The sequence below is a fragment of the Aeromonas sp. HMWF017 genome, assembly GCF_003061465.1.
Classification (GTDB): domain Bacteria; phylum Pseudomonadota; class Gammaproteobacteria; order Enterobacterales; family Aeromonadaceae; genus Aeromonas; species Aeromonas veronii.
In genome coordinates this window covers 25,953-29,708 of the sequence record NZ_QAJD01000170.1, presented here as the reverse complement: position 1 = coordinate 29,708, position 3,756 = coordinate 25,953, and the positions used below count along the sequence as shown (strand labels likewise).

4 protein-coding genes are annotated in these 3,756 nt (G+C 62.0%); 2 read left to right on the top strand and 2 right to left on the bottom strand.

Going from position 1 to position 3,756, the window contains the following annotated elements; translation table 11 throughout:
- A partial coding sequence (locus tag DBR30_RS18860) for a DEAD/DEAH box helicase (protein WP_258224503.1) occupies window positions 1-1,036 on the bottom strand: 1,036 nt, incomplete at its 3' end.
- Window positions 1,037-1,180: 144 nt separating this feature from the next.
- Here DBR30_RS18860 and DBR30_RS18855 point away from each other — a divergent pair.
- Complete coding sequence (locus DBR30_RS18855; protein WP_108588478.1) at window positions 1,181-2,008, top strand: transporter substrate-binding domain-containing protein; 828 nt, start codon at window positions 1,181-1,183, stop codon at window positions 2,006-2,008.
- Between the two features lie 60 nt (window positions 2,009-2,068).
- Here DBR30_RS18855 and tpx read toward each other — a convergent pair whose 3' ends face one another.
- Complete coding sequence (gene tpx, locus DBR30_RS18850) at window positions 2,069-2,569, bottom strand: thiol peroxidase (protein WP_005341463.1); 501 nt, start codon at window positions 2,567-2,569, stop codon at window positions 2,069-2,071.
- 184 nt (window positions 2,570-2,753) lie between these two features.
- On the opposite strand from tpx, the gene DBR30_RS22570 reads away from it, so the two are divergent.
- A partial coding sequence (locus tag DBR30_RS22570) for a cation transporter (protein WP_258224502.1) occupies window positions 2,754-3,756 on the top strand: 1,003 nt, incomplete at its 3' end.

Here is a 3,756-nt window from a genome sequence, read left to right as displayed (position 1 = left end):
CGCCATGACAAACCAGCGAGATGGCCAGCCCCTCGCGGCCAGCCCGGGCGGTACGACCGATGCGGTGTACATAGACAGGGGCGCTGGCGGGCAGATCCAGATTGATCACCACCGGCAGCGCCTCCACATGGATGCCGCGCGCCATCAGGTCGGTGGCCACCAGTACCCGAACCTTGCCCGCCTTGAAATCGGCAAGAGCCTGCTCGCGCACCACCTGCTCCTTCTCGCCATGGAGTGCAGCCACCGCAATGCCCGCCTTGGCCAGCTTTCTGGCAACCCCGTCGGCATCATCCCGCGCACTGATAAAGACCAGCACCTGCGGCCACGCCTGCTCCTTGAGCAAGCTGATGAGCGCCGGGACCTTGCTGCTCTTGTTGACCAGATAGAGTCGCTCTTCGATCTCGTTTACCACGCTGTTAAGGGGGTTTGCCTCGATACGGGTAGGCTCGCGCAGCAGGCCGTTGGCCAGCGCCTCCAGTTCGGCAGGCAAGGTGGCGGAGAAGAGCAGGGTCTGGCGATCCGCAGGAATAAAGCCGAGTAGCGCCTTGATGTCGGGAGCAAAGCCCATCTCCAGCAAGCGATCCGCTTCATCCAGCACCAGCAGTTGCAAACCATCCAGCCCCAACAGTTGCTGGGTCAGCAGATCCCGCAGCCGCCCCGGCGTGGCGACCAGCAGCTGTGGCCCCTGCGCCAGTTCGGCTTGTTGCCGCTCCTTCGCAACGCCCCCACACAACGTCACGATACGCAGCCCCAGCGCCTCGGCGCCCTCTTTAAGCGCAACAGTGACCTGAATCGCCAGCTCGCGAGTTGGCACCAGCACCAGACCCTGCACCTGGCTGGAGGCAGGATCCAGCCGTTGCAGCAGCGGCAAGCCAAACGCCAGCGTCTTGCCGCTGCCGGTCTGGGCCAGCGCCAGCAGATCCTGCCCCGCCAGCGCCGCCGGAATCGCCAGTTGCTGGATGCGGGTCGGCGTCTGCAAGATCGCGGGCAAAGAGGCAAGCAAGTCGGGATGAAGGGCAAGTTCGCTAAAGGTCATGGCGCTACGTCAACAAAGAAGTGGGAGGCGAAGTCTAGTGAGCGGGGGCCGAGAAGTAAAACCCTATCCATGATGGTTTGGCCATGGGGCGCTGACGACGGGCTGACTACACTTTAGCTGACCCATCACCAAGAGAGACTCGCCATGACCAGACACATCCCCCTTATGCTGCTCGTGGTCACCCTGCTCGGCAGCGCCACCCTCGGCCTGTCGCAGACTCCGGAAAACGACGCTGCCCCCGAGCCGCCGAAGCCGGTGCGCATCCTCAATGCCCACCTTGGCGAGCTGCCGGGGCTGATCAATGCCGACAAGACAGGCCCCTTTGTCGACCTGGTGCACGCCATCGATGACCTCTACCCCGATGTAACCATCAAGATCACCATCTACCCCATCGCCCGTGCCATGGCTGGGGTGATCTCCGGCAAGGCTGATCTGGGGCTGCCCGCCATCCGCAACCTCAAGGATATCGATATGCTGGCTTATCGCTTCAGCACCCGCAGTTTTGGCAAGGTTGCCCATGTGATTTACAGCAATACCGTCTATCCGGTCACCACGGATATGGCCTATGGCATAGTGCCCACCAAACGGGATCTGCTGATCGAGGCCGTACCCGACTATATGCCCTTCCCGGTGCAGCGCTCGATGAGTATCGAGCAGTCACTGCGCAAGCTCTCACGCGGCCGTATCGACGCCTTTGTCTGGGCACAAGAGGAGGCCGACCTGATGCTCAAGCAGCTGGGGCTGACCAATATCAGGCGAGAATTTTTCGGGGATTTCGAGGATGTCTTCATCATCCAGAAAGGGGCTGCAGGTGATGAGATGGACGAATTTCTCCGCCAAGCCATTGATCAGCTGGCCGCCACCGGCAAACTGGCCGAGATCTACGAGAAGATCCACCGCCCCTATGTGGAGTGGCAACCCTCCCCAACCGCCAAGGCTGAACCGGCGACCACCCCGCCAGCTACGCCCTGAACGGACAATTCCCGCATAAAAAAATCCCGCCGAAGCGGGATTTTTTTATGGCTTGCAGCCTTACAGCACGGCCAGCGCCGCAGCGTAGTTCGGCTCGTCGGCCACTTCGGCAACCAGCTCGCTGTGCAGCACCTTGTTGTCACCATCCAGCACCACGATGGCGCGAGCGGTCAGACCGACCAGCGGACCGGAAGAGAAGGCAACGCCGTAATCTTCCATGAAGGCCGCACCGCGCAGGGTGGAGAGAGTCACTACCTTGTCCAGACCTTCGGCGCCACAGAAGCGGGACTGGGCGAACGGCAGATCGGCGGAGATGCACAGCACGACAGTGTTCTCCAGCGCGCTGGCCTGCTCGTTGAACTTGCGCACAGAGGTCGCGCAGGTCGGGGTATCGACGCTCGGGAAGATGTTCAGGATTTTGCGCTGACCGGCAAAGCTTGCCAGGGTCACGTCGGAGAGATCCTTGGCCACCAGGGAGAAGGGCTTGGCTTGCTCACCGGCGACCGGGAAGTGACCAGCGACGGAAACCGGGTTGCCTTGCAGAGTGACTGAGTTGCTCATGTGTTATGTCCTTTATTGGTGTAGTAAAAATCCGAGTGATCAGTATAGGGGCGGCGAGACCAGACAAACACCCTCGAAGACAAGGGATATAAAGGGGTTGACCTTGGACTTAACACCAAGGTTTAGACTCCTTCTCGGTAATCAGGGATCTCGCAGGGGCGGGATCCATCAAGAGGGACTCATCATGAGCAAATCCTGCTGCAATCATCAGCACACCGCCCCCATCAAGGCCGTCAGCAAGGCGGCCCCCGGCCAGAGTGAGCATCACCACGATAGCCACTGCTGCGACAACACCACGCCCGTCAGTTGCTGTTCAACCCAGACGCCTCATGAGCACGCATCCCGTGACTGCAATGAATCCCCCGGGGATGAAGAGCCCCCCCGAGAAAGCTGTCACGATCAAGCGTACTGCAGCGCCTCCTTATCACCAGCTCACGATCATAAGCATGAGCATGAGCATGAGCATGAGCACGATACGCCCCCTGCCGACCCGCTGGTTGCACCGGTACAAGGCAACAGCCGCCACAGCTGGCAGGTATTGGGGATGGATTGCCCCAGCTGCGCCCGCAAGATCGAGACCGCCGTCAGCCGGGTGAGCGGCGTGCAACAGGCGCGCGTGCTGTTTGCCACCGAGAAGCTGGTAGTGGATCTGGCACCCGGCCTCTCCCCCGATCCCGTCACCGCCGCCGTGCTGGCCGCCGGTTTCCAGCTCAAGGGGGAAAGTGCTGACAAGCAGGCAGCTGGCCGTAAGCAAGCGTCACAACAGCCCCTGCAAGGCAATCTATTCGGTAACTTTTTGGGCAAATATTGGCAGCCCCTGTCACTGGCCGGCCTGATGTTGGTCGCCGCCCTGCTGCCGAAAGAGCTCGGTCAGCCGCTCTTTACCCTGGCGACCCTCTGGGGGCTGTGGCCCATCTCCCGCAAGGCGTGGGCGCTGACCAAGAGCGGCTCCCCCTTCGCCATCGAGACCCTGATGACGGTCGCCGCCGTGGGCGCCCTGTTTCTCGGCGAAACCGCCGAAGCGGCCATGGTGCTGCTGCTGTTCATGTTGGGCGAGCATCTGGAGGCCTACGCCGCCGGACGCGCCCGGGCCGGAGTGACCGCCCTGATGGCGCTGGTGCCCGACAAGGCGCTGCGCATCCGTACCACTGCCGAGGGCGAGGTGCGGGAAGAGGTCGCCGCCGATC